The sequence below is a fragment of the Bradyrhizobium sp. CB2312 genome (assembly GCF_029714425.1).
In the GTDB taxonomy this organism is placed as follows: Bacteria; Pseudomonadota; Alphaproteobacteria; order Rhizobiales; family Xanthobacteraceae; genus Bradyrhizobium.
In genome coordinates, this window is sequence record NZ_CP121668.1 from 9321321 (window position 1) to 9341710 (window position 20390).

Annotated in this window: 17 protein-coding genes; 10 read left to right on the forward strand and 7 right to left on the reverse strand. The window is 65.3% G+C overall.

Features of this window, described 5'->3' with window-relative positions:
* Window positions 1–493 precede the first annotated feature (493 nt).
* The 3 genes from QA642_RS44400 (at window position 494) to QA642_RS44410 (ending at window position 1952) form a co-directional block, all read left to right on the forward strand.
* Window positions 494–670, forward strand: a complete 177-nt coding sequence (locus QA642_RS44400; protein WP_283087162.1) for a hypothetical protein — start codon at window positions 494–496, stop codon at window positions 668–670.
* Complete coding sequence (locus tag QA642_RS44405; RefSeq protein ID WP_027561994.1) at window positions 667–876, forward strand: hypothetical protein; 210 nt, start codon at window positions 667–669, stop codon at window positions 874–876. The genes QA642_RS44400 and QA642_RS44405 overlap by 4 nt, the downstream gene beginning before the upstream one ends.
* A 146-nt stretch (window positions 877–1022) precedes the next feature.
* On the forward strand, window positions 1023–1952 hold the full coding sequence (locus QA642_RS44410; RefSeq protein WP_283082449.1) for an AEC family transporter: 930 nt from the start codon (window positions 1023–1025) through the stop codon (window positions 1950–1952).
* Window positions 1953–1964: 12 nt separating this feature from the next.
* Here QA642_RS44410 and QA642_RS44415 read toward each other — a convergent pair whose 3' ends face one another.
* The gene (locus QA642_RS44415) at window positions 1965–2249 is read right to left on the reverse strand and encodes a hypothetical protein (RefSeq protein ID WP_283082450.1); all 285 of its coding nucleotides are present in this window, start codon (window positions 2247–2249) and stop codon (window positions 1965–1967) included.
* A gap of 183 nt (window positions 2250–2432) precedes the next feature.
* Between QA642_RS44415 and QA642_RS44420 the strand changes: the two genes are divergently transcribed.
* The 4 genes from QA642_RS44420 (at window position 2433) to QA642_RS44435 (ending at window position 7302) form a co-directional block, all read left to right on the forward strand.
* The gene (locus tag QA642_RS44420; protein ID WP_283082451.1) at window positions 2433–2753 is read left to right on the forward strand and encodes a hypothetical protein; all 321 of its coding nucleotides are present in this window, start codon (window positions 2433–2435) and stop codon (window positions 2751–2753) included.
* Between the two features lie 223 nt (window positions 2754–2976).
* The gene (locus tag QA642_RS44425) at window positions 2977–3702 is read left to right on the forward strand and encodes an outer membrane protein (protein ID WP_283082452.1); all 726 of its coding nucleotides are present in this window, start codon (window positions 2977–2979) and stop codon (window positions 3700–3702) included.
* A gap of 165 nt (window positions 3703–3867) precedes the next feature.
* Window positions 3868–6021: a methyl-accepting chemotaxis protein gene (locus tag QA642_RS44430; protein WP_283082453.1), complete on the forward strand. Its 2154-nt coding sequence runs from the start codon at window positions 3868–3870 to the stop codon at window positions 6019–6021.
* Between the two features lie 219 nt (window positions 6022–6240).
* Window positions 6241–7302 carry an MBL fold metallo-hydrolase gene (locus tag QA642_RS44435; RefSeq protein ID WP_283082454.1) on the forward strand — a complete coding sequence of 354 codons (1062 nt, stop codon included), beginning with the start codon at window positions 6241–6243 and terminating at the stop codon, window positions 7300–7302.
* A 201-nt stretch (window positions 7303–7503) separates the two neighbouring features.
* Here the strand turns inward: QA642_RS44435 and aroQ are convergent, their stop codons facing one another.
* Window positions 7504–7935, reverse strand: a complete 432-nt coding sequence (gene aroQ / locus QA642_RS44440; RefSeq protein ID WP_283082455.1) for a type II 3-dehydroquinate dehydratase — start codon at window positions 7933–7935, stop codon at window positions 7504–7506.
* A 339-nt stretch (window positions 7936–8274) separates the two neighbouring features.
* Here aroQ and hemA point away from each other — a divergent pair, with 339 nt between their 5' ends.
* Both hemA and QA642_RS44450 read left to right on the forward strand, forming a co-directional pair.
* Window positions 8275–9504 (forward strand): 5-aminolevulinate synthase, encoded by a 1230-nt coding sequence (hemA, locus tag QA642_RS44445; RefSeq protein ID WP_283082456.1) that lies wholly within the window; start codon window positions 8275–8277, stop codon window positions 9502–9504.
* 389 nt (window positions 9505–9893) lie between these two features.
* On the forward strand, window positions 9894–13403 hold the full coding sequence (locus QA642_RS44450) for a PAS domain-containing hybrid sensor histidine kinase/response regulator (protein ID WP_283082457.1): 3510 nt from the start codon (window positions 9894–9896) through the stop codon (window positions 13401–13403).
* 13 nt (window positions 13404–13416) lie between these two features.
* On the opposite strand, the gene QA642_RS44455 is transcribed toward QA642_RS44450, so the two are convergent.
* From QA642_RS44455 to QA642_RS44470, 4 genes are all read right to left on the reverse strand, one after another.
* Entirely contained in the window at window positions 13417–14241 is an 825-nt protein-coding gene (locus tag QA642_RS44455) for an SDR family NAD(P)-dependent oxidoreductase (RefSeq protein ID WP_283082458.1), read from the reverse strand.
* 17 nt (window positions 14242–14258) lie between these two features.
* Window positions 14259–14822, reverse strand: coding sequence for a cytochrome P460 family protein (locus QA642_RS44460; RefSeq protein WP_283082459.1), 564 nt, complete (start codon window positions 14820–14822; stop codon window positions 14259–14261).
* 72 nt (window positions 14823–14894) lie between these two features.
* Window positions 14895–15923, reverse strand: coding sequence for an alpha/beta hydrolase (locus QA642_RS44465; protein WP_283082460.1), 1029 nt, complete (start codon window positions 15921–15923; stop codon window positions 14895–14897).
* 32 nt (window positions 15924–15955) lie between these two features.
* Window positions 15956–16375 carry an organic hydroperoxide resistance protein gene (locus QA642_RS44470; RefSeq protein WP_283082461.1) on the reverse strand — a complete coding sequence of 140 codons (420 nt, stop codon included), beginning with the start codon at window positions 16373–16375 and terminating at the stop codon, window positions 15956–15958.
* Window positions 16376–16573: 198 nt separating this feature from the next.
* Here QA642_RS44470 and QA642_RS44475 point away from each other — a divergent pair, with 198 nt between their 5' ends.
* Entirely contained in the window at window positions 16574–19414 is a 2841-nt protein-coding gene (locus QA642_RS44475; protein ID WP_283082462.1) for a winged helix-turn-helix domain-containing protein, read from the forward strand.
* A 105-nt stretch (window positions 19415–19519) separates the two neighbouring features.
* Here QA642_RS44475 and QA642_RS44480 read toward each other — a convergent pair whose 3' ends face one another.
* Window positions 19520–20191: a response regulator transcription factor gene (locus tag QA642_RS44480; RefSeq protein ID WP_283082463.1), complete on the reverse strand. Its 672-nt coding sequence runs from the start codon at window positions 20189–20191 to the stop codon at window positions 19520–19522.
* Window positions 20192–20390 lie beyond the last annotated feature (199 nt).

Here is a 20390-nt window from a genome sequence, read left to right on the forward strand (position 1 = left end):
TGTCCGGAACTTCCAACTGTGCCTTGTTGTGCGGGTACGCCCGGGCTGAGGCGCGTGCCGCTTTGTGAGCCCGCCGACGTTTGCGCGCTTGCGGCGAGCGGCACAGCCGCCAATCCAAGAGTAACAAGTGTGGCGATAGCGCGTCTTGTTCTTGTCATGACTGATCCTTTCGAGCGCGGTCCTTTGATCGCATCGGCCGTTCGGCAGGTCGAACCGCTCGTGCATTGAACGATTGTACAACTCCAAGCCCGCAAAAATGTGCCGCGGCACGATCGTACTGCGGGGCTCAACACTGCATCACGATGCCGGGAAGCGGCTCTGTCAGACGTGGCGTGAGGCAGAGGCGTTGCTGAGGTATTCTCTTCCGCTCAGGAACGGATCGGTCACGGGCTTTTTATCCCTTGTGACCGCCAGCACGGCTGCAACAACGAAGTGTGCACCCCATATCCGCATGGAATGATTTCCATCATCTGATGATGGATCGAGGATCATATTGGAGGCCGACATGGGCCAGGTTATTCAGTTTGTGTCGAAATCGGAGCGCGAACGTCTTCGCCTCATCCAGGAAGCGCGCGCGATTTACGACAGCATCTTCCCGCCGGCCGATCCGGCCGGCGATCAGTCGAGCGGAGCCGACGCGCGCCAGAGCGACAGGGGCAACCTCGCATGATCAAGATCATCGCCGTGCTTTGCAGCCTCGCCTCTCCGACCAACTGTCACGAGCAGCTCGTCACCAGCTCGGACTTTGCGCAGGTCTCGGTGCAGTCGTGCCTGATGGGCGCGCCGCAGCTCGCCGAATGGATGAACCAGCATCCGGCCGAGCGCCTGGCAGCCTGGCGCTGCGTGATCGGTCAACAGAACGGCCGGGGCATTTAGCGGCGCGAGGCCGCTTTCCCCGAACGGTCCGGCCGTCACGGCTATCGTGACCGGCGACCTTTCGAGCCAGGAACGGCTCGAACACAGTGACGACCATCCATTGCCGGAGTAACCTGACCTGCACCGTTGGCAGCAGGGGAAATCGGATGGAGGTCGCCAGCCTCGTTCTTCCCGTATTCGCGATCATCGTCACCGGGTGGCTCGCCGGCGAGTTCGGCTATCTCTCGCGCTCGCTCGCCGATGCGCTGGTGCATTTCGCCTACAACGTGGCGATGCCGGCGCTGCTGATCGTCACCATCGCCCAGGAGCCGGCGCGCAATCTCTTGGAATGGCGCTTCCTGCTCGCGTTCGGCGGCGGCTCCCTCATCTGCTTCGCGCTGGTCTTCGTCGCCGTTCGCGGAAAGCATGATCTCGCCAGCAGCACGATCCACGGCATGGCGGCGGCGATGACCAATACCGGGTTCGTCGCGCTGCCGATCCTGCATGCGATCTACGGCCAGCCCGCCGTCCTGCCCGCCGCGGTGGCGACGGTGTTCGTGGCCGCGGTGATGTTTCCGATCACCGTCATCCTGCTGGAGCGGAACGCGCGCGAGCCTGCGCATTCCGCCGGCCTCGCAAGGCAGATCCTGCTCAATCCGATGGTGCTGTCGACCCTCATCGGCCTCCTCTGGTCGATCACGGGCTTGCGGATTCCAGCAGCCGTCGCGGCCTATCTGAACATGATCGCGGCCGCGCTCACGCCCTGCGCGCTGTTTGCCATCGGGCTCGGCCTGTCGGTCGAAGGCCTCCGCTCGAACCTGAAGGCATCGTTCGCACTCGCCGCCATCAAGCTGGTGATCATGCCGCTGCTCGTCTACGGGCTCTGCGTGATCCTGGGCCTCAATCCGCTCTACACGGTGGCCGCCGTCATCTGCGCGGCCGTGCCGACGGCGAAGACCGTGTATGTGCTGGCGCACGAGCACAAGGTCGAGGAGAAGCTGGTTGCGGCCACGGTCTCGGTCACGACGATGCTGTCGGTCGGAACATTGCTGGTCGCGCTCTACCTGCTCTCGGGCCTCGCCACCGGATCGCGCTGATCCACATCGGCGCTATCGGGTGGTGTTGCTCCAGGTCGGCACCGCATTGGTCACGCCGACCGACGGCCAGTTGTACGTTCCGATCGACGGCGCAGTAACCGTGCCGACCGTCTGTCCGGACGAGCCATAGGAGGCCTGGGGCTGCGCGACCGGCGCGCCGACGCCACGATAGGTCGGAGCCACCACGCTGGTGCTGTAATGCCGGCTGGACCGGTGCTTCTTCGCTTCAGCCGCGTAGGGCGCGGCAAGCAGTCCGGTCGTGATAAGTGCGGCAATGGCGAGTTTCATGCTGGTCATGGCTGATCCCTCGATCGCTGGGAGCCCCTCGTGCCATGTGTTCATTCGCCGGCCGATGTCCATAGGCACTCGTTCATAACTCCGTGCACAGGCGAATGTGGCGACGCGGACGGCCGCCTTCGGATGGACCCGAATCAGCGCTAGTGCTTTGCCTTCAGTGATGTCCCCTGGACGAAAAGCAGCATGACCGGCGCCGAACTGAAGCAGCTCCGCAACGACCTCTCCGATGCCCTCGGGCGGACGCTCACTGCAGCCGATATGGCAAAGCTTTGCGGATTGCCGGAGAAGGGTGGCGCCGACACCATCCGGCGCTGGGAGGTGAGCGGTCCGTCACCGTCCGCGACCAAGGTGCTGCGCGTGCTCGCGATGGCGAGCGAGCGCTATCCGATCATGGAGAAGTTCGACATCTTCGATCGTCACGACGTGCGCGAGGAAGACCGGCCGGCCAGGCGCGCCGCGTTCCGCGAACAGATGCGCGACGAGGCGCGGCGGCGTCTTGGTTAACGGAAGCCGCGCGAAGGTTGCTCGATCGGCTTCGAATTAAGCCTTCCTTCAGCATTTCTTAAGCCGCCATTAAGCACGAAAATCATTTGCAGCCCAATACGTTAGGTTGGGTGCCGCTGTGCCACGGATGTGACAGCATTTTCGACAAAAGCGAGCTATCTGCAAAACCAACGCGGCGCGGACAGCGCGCCTGCCGGGGACCTTTAGTGCTGGAGTTTGGACTATGAAGAAGATTCTGATTGCGACCGTTGCGCTGCTCGTGGCGGGCGCTGCCGCGCCGGCCGTCGGCGCCGATCTCGGTAATCGCAATTACTACAAGACGCCCGCGCCGGCCTATGCCGCACCGATCTACAACTGGACCGGCTTCTATATCGGCGGCCATGTCGGTGGCGCGTTCTCCAGCGACAACAATTTCAACGGCCTCTCCACCGGCAACAACGGCAACGGCCGTTTCCTCGGCGGCCTGCAGGTCGGCGCGGACTGGCAGTTCAACCCGAATTTCGTGGTCGGCGTCGAGGGCCAGTATTCCTGGCTCTCCGGCAGCGTCGGCGCGGTGTTCCCGGGCGGCATCGCCTACACCAATGACCAGCGCGGCCTCGGCTCGCTCACCGGCCGTGTCGGCTACACATGGGGTCCGGGCCTCGTCTATGTGAAGGGCGGCTACGCCTATTCGAACAACAACGAGAAGGTGACCGTCGGCGGCGTGCCGACCGCCTTCGTCATCGATGGCGATCACAAGAACGGCTACACCGTCGGCGCCGGCATCGAGTACATGTTCGCCCCGAACTGGTCGGCCAAGGCCGAATACCAGTACTACAATTTCGGCGATGCGCACTTCACCGGAGGCCCGCTGACGGGCACCGGCAACTTCACCACCGACGACCACACCATCAAGGCGGGCGTCAACTACCGCTTCAATTGGGCGAGCCCGGCCGTCGCGCGCTACTGATCGGTTAGCAAAGTCTTATCCCGACCAAGGGCCGGCGTTCTCGCCGGCCCTTCTTTTTTCGCCCTGCGGAACCAATGCAAGCAATTGCACCAATTGCGATTTTTTAACCGGCCCCGCGGATACTGCGCGCCACAAAATAGAAGCAAGAGCGTGGGGGAATTTTCGATGGCGATCCGTCTGGGCGTTGGCCGCGTGCTCGGCCGATTCAAGCCTCGCTTCAAAATGCCGAAATGGGGCGTGCGCGGCAGCCTGTTCGCGGCCTTCGGCGTGATCGCGGGCATGGGCCTCGTGATCGCTGCCGGTGCTGGCCTCGCGCTGCAGAATCTCGGCGGACGCATGACCGAGCTAAGCGGACGTGACATTCCGCGCCTTGCCGCCAGCCTGCAATTGTCGGCCCTGAGCGCCAGCCTTGCGGCACAGGGACCGGCCCTGCTCGCGGCTCAAAGCGAGGAAGCCCTCAACGAGCGCACCAAGAAGCTCAAGGAATTGCAGGAGCAGACTCAGCAGAAACTCAACGAGATCATCGAGCTCGGTGCCGACAAGTCCGTCGTCGCCGGACTCAGCGACACGATGAAGAGCATCAACGAGGCGGCCCAGAGCCTGGCCAAGGCCGCCCGCGAACGGCTGGACATCGCAGCCCTCCATGACAAGCAATATGACGCGCTGCGCAACGCGCAGAGCGCGTTCGTCGGCGCGGCCAGTCCGGCGATGCTGGAGGCGCAGACCCGCGTCAACGCCATTCTCGGCTCGGCAAACCTGTCGGCCGAAGATGCCACCGAAGCTGCGCAGACCGTCGGCCAGCTCGGCAACGTCGTCGCCAGCGGCAATCTCGCCGCCGCCGACATGAGTGCAGCACTGTCGGCGAGCACGAGCGACAAGCTCGACGACATCCAGAAGGAGTTCAAGACGGCCCAAGGACGCCTGCGGTCGAACCTCGATCTGCTGGCGGACAACGAGGGTAACAAGATGCTGCGCGCGACGGCGGAAAAGCTGCTTGCGCTCGGCACCGGCAAGACCGGCGTGTTCAATCTGCGTGAAAAGGAGCTCGACTCCATCGACTACGGCCAGACCATCCTGGACGAGACGCGCAAGCTCAATGTCGGCCTTGGCATCAGCGTGCAGCAGCTCGTCGACGGCGTGCAGAAGGAGACCAATGCCTCGACCTTCCAGGCCCGGCAGGAGATTTCGCTCGCGACGTCGGTCATGCTGGCGCTGGGCGCGCTGATGCTGGTCTGCTCCGCGCTGTTCGTCTGGCTCTATGTCGGCCGCAACATCCTGCGCCGCATCCGCGAGCTTCAGCGCGCCATGCAGCTGCTCTCGGCCGGCGACCTCGATACCGAAATCGTCCGCTCCCGTCAGAACGACGAGATCGGCGCGATGAAGGAAACGCTGACGGTGTTCCGCGCCAGCATGATCGAAGCCCGCGCATTGGCGAGCGAGCAAGACAAGGATCGCGTCGCCAAGGCCGAACGCGCCGCCCATATGGAAGCCAGGATCGCGGAGTTCGAGGGTGCCGTGCGAACCGCGCTCGACAATCTGGCGCAATCGGCCAATTCGATGCAGTCGACCGCGCAGAGCATGTCGAACACCGCCGACCAATCCAACGCGCTGGTGAACGCGGTCGCTTCCGCTGCGGAGGAGACCTCGGTCAACGTACAGACCGTCTCGTCAGGCACCGAGCAGCTGTCGTCCTCGATCGAGGAGATCAGCAAGCAGGTCGTCACTTCCGCCGCGATCGCCAAGAAGGCGGTCGACGAGGCCGGCGCCACCGACACCACGGTGCAGAGCCTTGCCGACAGCGCAAGCCGCATCAGCGTCGTCGTCGACCTGATCCAGACCATCGCCTCGCAGACCAATCTGCTCGCCCTCAACGCCACCATCGAGGCGGCGCGCGCGGGCGAGGCCGGCCGCGGCTTCGCGGTGGTCGCCTCCGAGGTGAAGAGCCTCGCGAGCCAGACCGCCAAGGCGACCGAGGAGATCCGGACCCAGATCGCCAGCATGCAGCAGGTCACGACCTCCGCGGTCGGCGCGATCCAGGGCATCGGCCGGATCATCGGCGAGATCAACGACGTCACGACGACGATCGCCGCCGCGATCGAGGAACAGGGCGCAGCCACCCGCGAGATCGCCCGCAACATCCAGCATGCTGCGGGGGGCACCAGCGAGGTCTCCAGCAACATCGTCGGCGTCTCCACCGCATCGGCCGAGGCTGGCGCGGCGGCAGGCGAAGTGCTGAGTGCATCGGACGCGCTCCGCCGCGAGGCCGACATGCTGCGCGGGGAGATCGACGCGTTCCTCAACAATATGCGGGCGGCCTGATTGTCATTCCGGGGCGGCGCGTCGCGCCGAACCCGGAATCCCGCAATGACAACCTCTGGATTCCGGGTTCGCGCTCACGCGCGCCCCGGAATGACTGCGTTTTTTGGCAGGCTTCAACCGGCACACGGAAATACACCGCCCGGAATGACCGCCATGCGGAGACCACGGCCCGTCCTTTTTCGGCTGGCGCACCGCCCGCGCTGGGTTTAAGCCGGTAGCATGAACGCAAAAACCGACACCGTGCAGTCCTCGGCCGAGGCGCTGCGCTATCCCTGGGACCAGCATCCCGGCCACGACGAAGTCGTCGAAGTCCGACCCGGCGTGTTGTGGGCGCGGCTGAAACTGCCGTTCCGCCTCAACCATGTGAACATCTATCTGCTCGCCGACGGTGACGGCTATGCGATGGTCGATGCCGGCTTCGGCAACGAGGAGACGATCGAGGCCTGGACCAAGCTGTTCGACGGGCCGCTGAAGGGCGTCAACATCACGCGGCTGATCGTGACGCATTCGCACCCCGATCATGTCGGTCTCGCCGGGTGGATCGTCGAGCGCTTCAACTGCCCGCTGGTGATGTCGCAGGTCGAATATCTGCAATCGGTCTATCACCAGAACCGCGGCACCGAGGAGCGGCGCGAGGCGCAGCGGCTGTTCTTCCGCCGCCACGGCATGGACGAGTCGCTCACCGAAAAGCTGCTCGGCCGCGGCCAGGATTATCTCAAGCGCGTCTCGGTGCTGCCGCCGTCCTACCGCCGCATCTCGCATGGCGACGAGGTCGTGATCGGCACGCGCCGCTTCAAGGTGATCACCGGCGGCGGCCACGCGCTCGACCAGGTGATGCTGTATTGCGCCGACGACAAGCTGTTCCTGTCCGCCGACCAGGTGCTGAGCAAGATTTCGCCCAATGTCAGCGTGTGGGCGGTCGAGCCCGACCAGAATTCGCTCGGCGAATATCTGGCCTCGCTCGCGAGCCTCACCACCACCCTGCCCTATGATCTGCTCGTGCTGCCCGGCCACGGCGTGCCGTTCTACGGCCTGAAGACCCGCATCAAGCAGCTCGCCGATCACCACGAGGAACGCTGCCGCCTGATCGCGGAGGCCTGCCGCGAGGTGCCGCAGACCTCGCGCGCCCTGGTGCCGGTCGTGTTCAACAAGCATGTGCTGGACGAGCACCAGATGGGCTTTGCCGCCGGCGAGCTCGTCGCTCACGTCAACTACATGATCGTCGAGGGCCGGCTGACGGCGGAGACGAAGGACGGCGTGCTCCAGTTCAGGACGACGTGAGCTCTTTCTTCACCTCGCCCCGCTTGCGGGGAGAGGTCGGAATTCGCGCGTAGCGGATTCCGGGTGAGGGGGACTCTCCGCGAGTCCAATTCTCACCATCTTTGCCAAAGCAGCCCCTCACCCCAACGCTCTCAGCGCGAGCGAAGCTCGTCGCGCCCCCGTAAGACCGGGACGAGGGAGCGCAGCGGCGGCTCCAGCAGCTCACTTCATACTCGCGATCGCGTGCAGCGCGGCGATGTAGCCGAACGGCCCGAGACCGCAGATCACGCCGGTGGCCACGAACGAGATCTTCGAGTGGCGGTGATATTCGTCGCGGGCGTGGATGTTGGAGATGTGGACCTCCAGCACGGGGCCCTCGAACGTCTTGATCGCGTCCATGATCGAGACCGAGGTGAAGGACAGGCCCGCCGGATTGATGATGATCGCATCGGCATCCTGCCGGGCCGACTGGATCAGGTCGACCAGCACGCCTTCATGGTTGGACTGGTGGAAGGCGAGCTTGAGCCCGAGCTTTGCGGCGGCGTCTTCGCAGCTCGCATTGATCTCTGCGAGCGTCGTCGTGCCGTAGATGTGCGGCTCGCGGATGCCGAGCATGTTGAGGTTGGGACCGTTGAGGATCATCACGCGCTTCATGAAAAGGTCCTTTCGAAGGCCTGGTTTGAGCATGCTCTCAGGGCCAATGGCGCATGCGCTGCGAGAATCGGATTGGGTAAAGCCGGCGGCCGCGGTCAAGAAAGCGCGTACCGAGCCGCGAAGGAAGACCAGGGCTGGCCAGACCCGCACGCGGCTAATGCTGCAAAGCAACATGACCTCTCGCGCGAGTTTGATCGGGATCAAGTTTCAAATCGCACGATAGGGCATTTTGCCCAAATGCCCCTCACCCCCAAATGTGGGATAGCGCATAGACATTGGAGCTGGAAAAGCTCTAAGAAGATGCGGCCCTTTTGGTCAGTTCCGTCTCAGGTTTTGCCGATGGATTACAGCCAGTTCTTCAATTCCGCCCTCGATCGCCTCCATACCGAGCGGCGCTACCGCGTCTTCGCCGATCTGGAGCGCACCGCCGGCCGGTTCCCGCACGCGGTGTGGCACTCGCCCAAGGGCAAGCGCGACGTCGTGATCTGGTGCTCCAACGACTATCTCGGGATGGGCCAGCACCCGAAGGTAGTCGGCGCCATGGTCGAGACCGCGACCCGCGTCGGCACCGGCGCAGGCGGCACCCGCAACATCGCCGGCACGCATCATCCGCTGGTGCAGCTCGAGGCCGAGCTCGCCGACCTCCACGGCAAGGAAGCCGCGCTGCTGTTCACCTCGGGCTATGTCTCGAACCAGACCGGCATCGCCACCATCGCAAAGCTGATTCCGAACTGCCTGATCCTGTCGGACGAGCTCAACCACAATTCGATGATCGAAGGCATCCGTCAGTCCGGCTGCGAGCGCGTCGTATTCCGTCACAACGATCTGGCTGATCTCGAAGAGAAGCTGAAGGCTGCGGGTCCGACCCGGCCGAAGCTGATCGCCTGCGAGAGCCTCTATTCGATGGACGGTGACGTCGCGCCGCTCGCAAAAATCTGCGATCTCGCCGAGAAATATGGCGCGATGACCTATGTGGACGAGGTCCACGCCGTCGGCATGTACGGCCCGCGCGGCGGCGGCATCGCCGAGCGTGACGGCGTCATGCATCGCATCGACATCCTCGAAGGCACGCTCGCAAAAGCGTTCGGCTGCCTTGGCGGCTACATCGCCGCCAACGGCCAGATCATCGATGCGGTGCGCTCCTACGCGCCGGGCTTCATCTTCACCACCGCGCTGCCGCCGGCGATCTGCTCGGCCGCGACCGCCGCGATCAAGCATCTGAAGACCTCGAGCTGGGAGCGCGAGCGCCATCAGGACCGCGCCGCCCGCACCAAGGCGATCCTGAATGCCGCTGGGCTGCCGGTGATGTTGAACGACACCCACATCGTGCCGCTGTTCGTCGGCGATCCCGAGAAGTGCAAGCAGGCGTCCGACCTGCTGCTCGAAGAGCACGGCATCTACATCCAGCCGATCAACTATCCGACCGTCGCCAAGGGCACCGAGCGGCTGCGCATCACGCCCTCGCCCTATCATGACGACGGCCTGATCGATCAGCTCGCCGAAGCGCTGCTGCAAGTGTGGGATCGCCTCGGCCTGCCGCTGCGCGAGAAGTCGCTCGCGGCGGAGTAGGCGCTTTCGCCGCTCTCCGAATAACTCTCACCGAGCCCGGGGCTACCCCTCTCCCCGACCCTCCCCCGCAAGGTCCCCGCAAGGGGGGGAGGGAGCGAGGCAGGTGTGCCTACCTCACGTTGATCTGTCGCCCCGACCTGGCTCGTCGCCGCCGCGACAATCGGCACTCTCTCTGTTCCCTCCCCCTTGCGGGGGAGGGTCAGGGAGAGGGGTGCCACACGGGGACTCTCTCGGTGGGCCAAGACGCCCCAGGCGACGCACCTTAACGACACCCCCAGTTCCCGCTCCTGCCCCGCCATTTCGCTGTCGCCTCCACCGGTCCAACGCGCTAGATTTGCAGGGAAAATGAGATCGGGCGCCTCGCGCGCCCAGGGAGAAGCACGCTCGCCATGCTGCACGACTGGGGCGTGATCGCCGCCGCCTTCGGCTATATCGGCTTCCTGTTCCTGGTGGCGAGCCATGGCGACCGCCGCTCGCCAGCGGGGCCCGGCCGCGCCTCGGGGCTGATCTATCCGCTGTCGCTGGCGATCTACTGCACCTCCTGGACCTTCTTCGGCTCGGTCGGCTTCGCCACCCGCACCTCGACCGACTTCCTTGCGATCTATGTCGGCCCGATCCTGATGATCGGGCTTGGCGCCGGCGTGCTCCGCCGCGTGATCCAGCTCGCCAAAACCCACAACATCACCTCGATCGCCGACTTCATCGGCGCGCGCTACGGCAAGAGCCAGGCGGTGGCGGCAACCGTGGCGCTGATCGCGATCATCGGCTCGGTGCCCTACATCGCACTCCAGCTCAAGGCGGTGGCGTCCTCGCTGGAAACCATCCTCAGCGAGGACCAGGCGTTCTCCCACATCCCGATCCTGGGCGACATGGCGCTGATGGTGACGCTGGCGATGGCGGCCTTCGCGGTTCTGTTCGGCACGCGGCAGACCGATGCCACCGAGCACCAGCACGGATTGATGCTGGCGGTCGCGACCGAATCCATCGTCAAGCTGGTCGCCTTTCTCGCCGCCGGCATCTTCGTCACCTTCTGGATGTTCTCGCCCCATGAGTTGATCGAGCGCGCGATGAAAACGCCGGAGGCGGTGCGCGCCATCAACTATTCGCCGTCGATCGGCAATTTCCTGACCATGACGCTGCTGTCGCTGTGCGCGGTGATGCTGCTGCCGCGCCAGTTCCACGTCAGCGTGGTGGAGAATTCATCCGATGCCGAGGTCGGCCGCGCGCGCTGGCTGTTTCCGCTCTACCTCGTCGCCATCAACGTGTTCGTGATTCCGATCGCGCTCGCCGGTCTCGTCACCTTCCCGTTCGGCACGGCTGAACCGGACATGTATGTGCTGGCGCTGCCGATGGAGGGAGGCGCGGACCTGCTCAGCGTCGCCATCTTCGTCGGCGGCCTGTCGGCGGCAACCGCGATGGTGATCGTCGAATGCGTCGCGCTGTCGATCATGGTATCGAACGACCTCGTGGTGCCCCTGGTGCTGCAACGGCGGCCGGAGGGACGCACCGGCGGGGCCGATTTCAGCGACTTCCTGCTGCGCTCGCGGCGCCTGGCGATCTTCGCCATCATGGTGATGGCCTATTTCTACTATCGCGCGCTCGGCAACACCCAGCTCGCGGCAATCGGCCTGCTCTCCTTTGCCGCCATCGCCCAGCTTGCACCGAGCTTCTTCGGCGGTCTGTTGTGGCGGCGGGGGACCGCGCGCGGCGCAATCGGCGGCATGATGGTCGGCTTCGCGGTGTGGCTCTACACGCTGTTCATGCCGAGCTTCATGGATTCCTCGACCACAGGCATCCTGCTGCTCCAGCACGGCCCGTTCGGGATCGAGGCGCTGCGGCCGCAGGCCTTGTTCGGCGCCGACCTGCCGCCGCTGATGCATGGCGTGATCTGGTCGCTGTCGCTCAACATCCTCACCTATGTGCTGCTGTCGCTGGCGCGCCAGCCCTCGTCGATCGAGCTGGTGCAGGCCGATCTGTTCGTGCCCAACACGCTCGCGCCGATCTCGCCGAGCTTCCGCCGCTGGCGCACCACCGTCACGGTGCAGGACATCCAGACCACGGTCGCGCAATATCTCGGGCCGGACCGCGCGCGGCATTCGTTCGAGGCCTTCTCGGCCAGACGCAACATGCGGCTGGAGCCTGCGGCGCCTGCCGATTTCGAGCTGTTGCAGCACGCCGAGCACCTGATCGCCTCCTCGATCGGTGCGGCCTCCTCGCGCCTCGTGATGTCGCTGCTGCTGCGCAAGCGCACGGTGTCGGCGAAAGCCGCGCTGAAGCTGCTCGACGATTCCCATGCCGCGCTGCATTTCAACCGCGAGATCCTTCAGACCGCGCTCAACCACGTGCGTCAGGGCATCGCGGTGTTCGACGCCGATCTGCAACTGATCTGCTCCAACCGGCAGTTCGGCGACCTCCTCAACGTCCCCCCGCATTTCATCCAGTTCGGCACGCCCTTGCGCGAGATCCTGGAATTCATGGGCGTGAGCGATCTGGCCGGTGACACCGATCGCGAGGCGATGATCGAGCAGCGGCTCGTGGCCTACACCACCGACAGCGAGCCCTATCTGGAGCGCCTGCCGGAACGCCACATGGTCATTGAGGTGCTGACTAACCGCATGCCCGGCGGCGGCTTCGTCATCACCTTCACCGACGTCACGCCGACCTTCGAGGCTGCGGAAGCCCTGGAGCGTGCCAATGCGTCGCTGGAAAAGCGCGTGCGCGACCGCACCGAGGAATTGACGCGGCTGAACTCCGAGCTGGCGCGGGCCAAGAGCGCGGCGGAGGACGCCAGCAGCTCCAAGACACGCTTTCTTGCAGCCGCCAGCCACGACATTCTCCAGCCGCTGAATGCGGCGCGGCTCTACATCACGAGCCTGATCGAGCGCCAGCACAGCGGCGAGGAGACGCGGCTGGTCGAGAACATCGACGAATCGCTGCAAGCCATCGAGGAGATCCTCGGCGCGCTGCTCGACATCTCGAGGCTCGATGCCGGCGCGATGGCGACCTCGATCTCGAGCTTCAGGATGGCGGATCTGATGCGCTCGCTGGAGATCGAGTTCGCGCCGATCGCGCGCGCCAAGGGTCTCGCGCTCGCCTTCGTGCCCTGCTCGCTTCCGGTCGAATCCGATCGCCTGCTGCTGCGGCGCCTGCTCCAGAACCTGATCTCCAACGCGATCAAATACACCCCGCGCGGGCGCGTGCTAGTCGGCTGCCGCCGCCGCGGCCCCTCGCTCAAGATCTGCGTCTACGACACCGGCGTCGGCATTCCCTCGGCCAAGCGCGCCGAGATCTTCAAGGAATTCCACCGCCTCGAACAGGGCGCGCGGATCGCGCGCGGCCTCGGGCTCGGCCTCTCGATCGTCGAACGGCTGGCGCGCGTGCTCAAGCACGGCATCGCCATCGACGGCAACAAAAGCGGGGGCTCCGTGTTCTCCGTGACGGTGCCGACGGCGAAGGCGGTCACACATACGGCCGCCGTGACCAGCGCGACGCCGCTGGCCCGCACGCCGATCTCGGGCGCCCTGATCGTCTGCATCGAGAACGACGCGGCGATCCTCGACGGCATGCGCACGCTGCTGAAAGCCTGGGACGCCGAGGTGATTGCGGTCGCCGATCCCGAGGGTGCGATCGCGGCGATCGAAAAAGCCGGCCGCCGCGTCACCGGCCTGCTCGTCGACTATCATCTCGACCGCGGCAACGGCATCGCCGCGATCCGCGACATCCGCCGTCGCTTCGGCGATACCATCCCCGCGATCCTGATCACCGCCGACCGCAGCCCCGCCGTGCAGGTCGCCGCCCGCGACGAGAAGATCGCAGTGCTCAACAAGCCGGTGAAGCCGGCCTCGCTGCGCGCCCTGCTCGGCCAGTGGCGCACCCAGCAGATGGTGGCGGCGGAGTGAGACGCGCGGACGTTCAGAAGTCCGTGGAGACGCTGAGCGCGCGCCACCTCTCCAGCTCGTCGAGACGCTGCCGGTCGGTCGCCGCGATGGCGCTGACGGCATCGCTGCCGAGCGCGATGCGCAGAGGCGGGCGATCCATGTTGGCAAGCTTCAGCACGACAGCGGCGGCCTTGGCCGGGTCGCCTGGCTGGCGGCCATCGTAATCACGCTGCATCCGGACGGCGGCGCCGACCACCGCGTCGTACTCCGGACGCCCCTCGTCGGTGTCATGCGCGGCCTGAGCAAAGTCCGTCCGGAAACCGCCGGGCTCGACGATCGTCACATGCACGCCGATCAGCGCCATCTCGCGCGCCAACGATTCCGAAAAGCCTTCGATCCCCCATTTCGCCGCCGAATAAGGTGCGCGGGCCGGCGCGCCGATCCGGCCGCCGACGGACGAGACCTGCATGATGTGCCCGCGACGCTGCCGGCGCAGCACGGGAATCGCCGCCTTGGTGACGATGATGGTGCCGATGAGATTCGCCTCGATCTGCTGCCGAAAGGACTCCAGGCTGGTATCCTCGACCGATCCGAGATCGCCGAAGCCCGCGTTGTTCACGACCACGTCGAGGCCGCCGAATGCTGTCACGGCAAGATCGATCGCCGCCTGAGCGGCGGCCTCGTCGGTGACATCAAGCGTTGCGAGCTGCAGTCTTTCTCCTAAACGTTCCCGCAGGGGCTCGAGCGGGCCGAGGCTCCGAGCCGTGGCAACCACCTGGTCGCCCGCCGCAAGCGCCGCTTCGGTGATGGCGCGGCCGAGCCCGCGCGAGCTGCCGCTGATGAACCAGGTCTTCGACATGACCGTCTCCCGAGCGCTCAGGGCGCGAGCCGCGTGAACACGTAATCGCGGCTCTTGGCGCGGGCCTCGTGGCAGCCCCAGCAGGTGCGGTGCTGCGCCTCATCCACCGGCTTGCCATTGACGAAGCGGCCAAAGCCCCAGCCACCGGTGGAGGCATATTTTTTGGCGTCCTTGACCATCACCTGCACCGTGGTGGCGGCGCCGGGGATCGTCGCGGATGCGAACTCGGGCGACTGTTTCCGCTTCCAGGCGCGCTTGACCAGAATGGTGCCGTCGGGGAACGGCAGCCTGCCGGCCTGATAGGCCTCGATTGCGGTCTGGTTGCCGACAACAGCGCGAAGCTCGTCGAGCGGCGCGGCCTCTTCGGCCGGCGCGATCAGCTCCCACTGCTTGTACCCGTCAGGAATCGTGACGCCGAAGATCGGCGAGGCGTCGGCCGGATTGCTTTGCGCCGGCCCTTCAGCAAGAGCGATCGAGACCAGATAGGGCACACAGGTCAGGAGAACGACAAGAAGCAGCACGGCCAATGTGATCGCCGTGGCGCCGAAGCGCTTTTTCATTTCAGGTTCGCTGGACGTCATGAGGTTTCTTTATGCTTGGGGCGCGGCACGTCCTCGGTCCAGCCGCGCTGGACCGAGGCGTCAAATGAATGCTCAGGTGCCCTCGGCGTCGATGACGGCCTTGGCAAACGCTTCCGGCGCTTCCTGCGGCAGATTGTGACCGATGCCGCCGGTGATCAGGCGGAAATCGTACCGGCCCTCGAACTTCTTGGCATAGGCGCTGGGATCGGGGTGCGGCGCGCCGTTGGCGTCGCCCTCCATCGTGATCGTCGGAACGCGGATCACCGGAGCTGCGGCGAGCTTCTTTTCGATCTCCTCGTACTTTGCTTCGCCCTGGGCGAGCCCGAGCCGCCAGCGGTAATTGTGGATCGTGATCGCGACATGATCCTTGTTGTCGAGCGCCGCCGCGCTCCGGTCGAACGTCGCGTCGTCGAACTTCCATTGCGGCGAGGCAAGCTTCCAGATCAGCTTTGCGAAATCATGCGTGTACTTCTCGTATCCGGCGCGGCCGCGCTCGGTCGCGAAATAGAACTGGTACCACCATTGCAGCTCGGCCGACGGCGGCAGCGGCGCATTTCCCGCGGCCTGGCTCGAGATCAGATAGCCGCTGACCGACACCAGCGCGCGGCAGCGCTCCGGCCACAACGCAGCGATGATGTCGGCGGTGCGCGCGCCCCAGTCGAAGCCGGCGACGACCGCCGTCTTGATGTCGAGCTTGTCCATCAGCGCGATGATGTCGACGGCCATTGCAGCGGGCTCGCCGTTGCGCGGCGTCTCGCTGGAGAGGAACTGCGTCGAGCCGTAACCACGCAGATATGGGATGATGACGCGATAGCCGGCCTTTGCCAGGATCGGCGCGACATCGACGAAGGCGTGAATGTCGTAGGGCCAGCCGTGCAGCAGGATCGCGACGGGACCGTTCGACGGGCCAGCCTCGGCATAGCCGACGTTGAGGACGCCGGCATCGATCTGCTTGATCGGGCCGAAGGACGCGTTCGATGCTCGGGATCGCTGCGCTTCGGTTTGGGCGAGGGCGAGGTCGATCACGCCGAGGCCGACGGCGACGGTCCCTGCGGCGACGCCAAAAAACTTGCGACGATGCTGGTCGATGAGCTGCTTCATGATGGTGCTACCCGGTTGGTGGTTGGTGATGGTCAGATCAGTGCGACCGTGACGTCGATATTGCCGCGCACGGCCCTGGAATAAGGACAGGTCTGGTGCGCCTCATCGACGATGCCGCGCGCGACCTCGTGATCGAGGCCCGGCAGGCTGACATTGAGGCGCGCCCGCAGAGCGTAAGTGCCATCGTCATGGAGAAGGTCGATTTCCGCATCGATCGCGCTTTTCCTGGGAAGCACGATTTTCCGCTTGCGCGCGGCGATCTCCATGGCGCCTTCGAAACATGCCGACCAGCCGGCCGCGAACAACTGCTCGGGGTTGGTGCCGACGCCTGCTCCGCCCGGTGGCGACAATTTGACATCCAGGCGGCCGTCGGAGCTGCGGGACATGCCGTCCCCTCGTCCGCCGCTGGTGTGGGTCCTCGCCGTGTAGATCAGCTTTGCCGCTTGCGTCATGAAAGTCTCCTTGCCGTCGCGCACCTGACTAGCAGCCACCTCCGCAGCGCGCCCGTTGGGAGTTGTGAGAAATTGTGAGACCGGCAGGGAACCCGGTCCGGGAGGCCCTGCAGACGCGGTCTGATGCCGATGCAAAGCCGGTCTTGCCGGATCGACGCCCGCTCGTTATGCGGTCCTGCAAATGAGCAAGATTTCGTGATGATTGAACCGGCCGCGCCCGCGGCGTCGACATTGTCGTTCGGGCCATTCATCGTGACGCCGCATGAGCGGCTCGTCACGCGCGACGGCGTCGCGCTGCCGATGGGTGCCAAGAGCTTCGATACGCTGATCGCGCTGATGTCGCGGCCGAACGAGGTCATCAGCAAATGGGACCTGATGGCGCAGGTCTGGCCCGGCATGGCCGTCGAGGAAGCCAATCTGCGCTTTCACATTGCAGCGCTTCGCAAAGCCCTCGGCGACGGAAAAGACGGCGCGCGCTACATCACCACGCTCTCCGGTCGCGGCTATTGCTTCGTTGCGCCGATCTCGCAAACGGAGATTCAGGCAGAACGCCGCACAGCGCCGCGGCGCGAGCTGCCGCCGGTGAAACTACCGAACCGGCTGCAGCGGATGGTCGGGCGTGACGATGCGATCGCAGCCATCTCTGACAGGCTCACGACCTCGCGGTTCGTGACGATCACCGGCCCCGGTGGGGTCGGCAAGACCGCTGTCGCCGTGGCGATTGCTCACGACCTGCTCGAGACATTCTCCGGCGCCGCGCACTTCGTTGACCTTGCTGCGCTGAGCGATCCCGATCTCGTGACCACCTCGATCCTGCTGATGCTGGGGCTGCCGGCGCAGGCCGACGACCCGCTGCCCGCGCTGCTCGCCCATCTTCAGGACGAGCGGATGCTGCTGATCCTGGACAATTGCGAGCATGTCATCGCCGCTGCGGCGTCGCTCGCAGCGGAGATTTTCCACGCCGCGCCGCATGTCCATATCCTCGCCACGAGTCGCGAAGCCCTGCGCGTCGAGGGCGAGCAAGTCTATCGCCTGGCGCCGCTTGCCGTTCCGCCCGACGGCAGCGAGCTGACCGCGACGACAGCACAGACCTATCCAGCGCTGCAGCTCTTCCTCGAGCGGGCGTCAGCCGGCGGGGCGCAGATCGCGCTCGACGATGCCAATGCCGCGATCGTCGCGAACATCTGCCGCAAGCTCGACGGCATGGCGCTAGCGATCGAGCTCGCCGCGGGCCGGGTCGAAGCCTACGGCCTAGAGCAGACGGCCACGCTGCTCGACGAGCGCCTCAATCTGCTCTGGCAGGGCCAGCGCACGGCGCCACCGCGCCAGAAGACGTTGCAGGCGACGCTGGACTGGAGCTACGGCCTCTTGTCCGACACCGAGCGCCTCGTGCTGCGCCGCCTCGCCGTCTTCGCGGGCCACTTCACCATCGACGCCGCGTTGGAGGTCGTGCCGGACGAGCGCGTCGACCGCTCCCGCCTGTTCGACGCCATCGACAGCCTAGTCGCCAAGTCGATGGTCGCACCGCGCCCGATCGGCGCCATGATGCGCTATCGCCTGCTCGACACGACGCGGGCCTATCTGCTCGAGATCGAGCCTGACGAGGCGGCACTCGCGGCCCGCCACGCGACCTACTATCGGCGATGGCTGGAGCAGGCCGGGACGATATGGGCCACCGTGCCGAGCGCCGACGAGCGCGCGATCCATTTCTCCGCGCTTCACAATGTGCGCGCCGCGCTCGACTGGTGCTTTGGCGCGGGCGGCGATGCCGGCATCGGCATTGCGCTCGCGGCATCGGCATCCCCGTTGTTCCTGGCGATGTCACTGCTGATCGAATGCCGGCGCTGGTCGGAACGGGCACTGCTTGCGATCGATCCGTCCACGCGCGGCAGCGCCGAGGAAATGCACATCCAGGCCGCGCTCGGCCTGACCTTGATGTTCACGCGCGGCGGCAGCGAAGCAGCGCGTGGGGCACTGGCGAGAGGTCTTGCGATCGCCGAAGGGCGCGGCGATGCGCCGAACCAGCTCCAGCTGCTCGGCCGCATGCATATCTTCCACGAACGAATAGGACAGTTCGACGCCGCGCTCGGCTATGCCCAGCAGAGCCTCAAGGTCGCCGAAGCTCTCGGCGATGCCGCTTCAATTGCGCTCGCAAGGTCGCTCCTGGGTGTCTCTCTGCATCTGGCCGGCGAGCATCGCGACGCGCTGACGATGCTGGAAGCGGCTTGGCGGGGCCCCGGCACGGAGCGGATCAGCACGGTGTACGGCTTCGATCACCGCAACCGGGCCGGCATCTCGCTGGCACGAGAGTTTTGGTTGCAGGGCCGGCCCGCGGATGCTTCACGACTGGCGCAGCAGACGATCGCCGAGGCCGCGCAGATGGACCATCCGATCACGCTCTGCATCGCGCTGATCTGGGCAGTGTCGATCGATCTCTGGAACGGCGATCTCGACGCCGCCGAAGCGAACATCGACCGTTTCATCGCACATGCCAATTCGCGCTCGATGGGCCCGTATCTCGCAGTCGGCCGTGGCGTCAAAGGCGAATTGGCGATCCGGCGCGGCGATGCCGCGGGCGGTGTCGAGACGATAAGCGCCTGCCTGGGTGAGCTTCACGACGTCGGCTACGAGCTGCTCACCACGACCCTCAACATCGCTCAGGTCCACGGCCTGCTGGCGCTCGGCCAGATCGAGCAGAGCGCACGCCAGATCGACGACGCGATCCACATCGTCGAGCAAAATGGCGATCATCTCTACATGCCCGAACTGCTGCGGATGAAGGCCAAGGTATTGCTGTCGCTACCGGAGCCGAATACCGGGGACGCGGAGGCCTGCCTCATGCGATCGCTGAAGCTCAGCCGCGACAAAGGCGCGAAAGCCTGGGAGCTGCGAGCGGCGATTGATCTTGCGCAGCTTCTTGCTGAACGGCGCAGCCGCAAGGACGCAAGGCAATTGCTCCAAGCGGCGCTCGAAGGTTTCGCCGATGGCTCCGAAACGGCCGATATCAGGGCGGCCGACGCGCTACTGGCGACGCTGTAGCGGACTAAAGCGCGACGAGATCAGGACGAATCGTCATCGTGCTTTAGGTTATTGTTTGAGCATGATCTTTTCGGAAAACCGCTGCGCACTTTTCCGGATGATGCTCTACCCCGTCGGGGTGCCCTGCTTCCACTGGCCGCCGGCGATCTTGGCCGCCGCGATCACGGCCTGGGTGCGGCTCTCGACGCCGAGCTTTTGCAGGATCGCCGAGACATGCGCCTTGATGGTGGCCTCGGACACGCCGAGCTCATAGGCGATCTGCTTGTTGAGCAGCCCTTCCGACAGCATCATCAGCACCCGCACCTGCTGCGGCGTCAGCGTCACCAGGCGGTCGCGCAGGCGCGTCGTGTCGGGATCGGCGGCGGCGGAGAGGTCGGTGTCGGCGGGAACCCAGACGTCGCCCTCCATCACCTTGAGGATGGCGTCGCGCAGCGTCTCGACGCCGAACCGCTTCGGAATGAAGCCGGAGGCGCCGAAATCGAGCGAGCGGCGGATCGTGGCATTGTCGTCGGAAGCCGAGACGATGACCACCGGGATCGCCGGATATTGCGCGCGCAGATAGATCAGGCCGGAAAAGCCGGAGATCCCGGGCATCGAGAGGTCGAGCAGGATCAGGTCGACGTCGGAGGCCTGTTCCAGAAGCCCGGTCAGATCCTCGAACGATCCGGCCTCGTCGATCCTGGCCGAGGTCAGGACGCCCGCTACCGCCTGCCGCAGCGCATCGCGGAACAAGGGATGGTCATCGGCAATGACGAGATGGGTCGAGGGAGCGTTCATCGTTCTCTTGCTGGCAATCACCGGCCAGTAAGCCGGTCCGGGGCCTCGGTCAATTCTTCCCCGACCCGCCGTGGCATGCAAGCAGACAATATCCCTTTGCGGGAACGGGGTTAATCCAAAGTCGAGCACTATCGTGCCGGTTGGAGGCGCGCGCCGTCAGGTGCGCGTCAGTGCGCAAGGCCGAAAGTCGTATTGGGGC